Raw genomic sequence first — 914 nt, 5'->3', positions numbered from 1 at the left:
CCGCTCTTCCGATCTCGGTTGAATCCATCGCGATTGAACGCGCAAAGAAACTCTTTAATTGTGGCTATGTAAATGTTCAGCCTCACTCTGGGGCTCAAGCGAATGGCGCCGTTAAGCTCGCACTTCTTCAACCGGGCGATACCATTTTAGGCATGTCTTTAGATGCAGGTGGCCACTTAACTCACGGTGCTCGCCCTGCAATGTCAGGAAAATGGTTTAACGCCGTTCAATACGGCGTCGATCGTGACACACTCGAAATCGATTACGATGCGGTTTTAGAACTCGCTAAAGAGCACAAACCAAAAATGATCATTGCTGGAGGTTCAGCGATACCTCGTACCATCGACTTTGCTAAGTTCCGTGAAATCGCCGATGAAGTTGATGCCATTTTAATGGTCGATATGGCCCACATTGCTGGCCTAATTGCTACAGGCGCACACCCTAGCCCTATCCCACACGCACACGTGGTGACAACAACGACACACAAAACATTACGCGGCCCTCGCGGCGGAATGATTCTGACCAACGATGAAGCGATCAACAAAAAGATCAATTCAGCGGTATTTCCGGGGCTTCAAGGCGGCCCACTGATGCACGTTATTGCAGCAAAGGCCGTTGCATTCGGTGAGGCATTAGGCCCTGAATTTAATACGTATATCGACTCTGTGATAAGCAACGCCAAAGTACTGGCAGAAGTGCTTCAATCGCGTGGCTGTGACATTGTGACGGGGGGGACTGATACCCATCTAATGCTGGTTGACCTTCGCCCTAAAGGTTTGAAAGGAAACAAAGCAGAAGAAGCGCTAGAGCGTGCCGGGATCACATGTAACAAAAATGGAATTCCATTTGACACAGAAAAACCTATGATTACATCGGGCATCCGTTTGGGTACACCAGCGGGAACGAGCCGCGGT

General features: G+C 49.6%; 1 protein-coding gene. It reads left to right on the top strand.

The features are described from left to right. Positions 1–914: serine hydroxymethyltransferase (locus tag ACP45E_RS12990; RefSeq protein WP_069585083.1), on the top strand; the 914-nt coding region annotated here is incomplete at both ends.

The sequence above is a fragment of the Vibrio genomosp. F10 str. 9ZD137 genome, from assembly GCF_049974785.1.
In the GTDB taxonomy this organism is placed as follows: Bacteria; Pseudomonadota; Gammaproteobacteria; order Enterobacterales; family Vibrionaceae; genus Vibrio.
The sequence above is the reverse complement of the archived record's forward strand: the minus strand, read 5'-3'. Positions and strand labels throughout refer to the sequence as shown.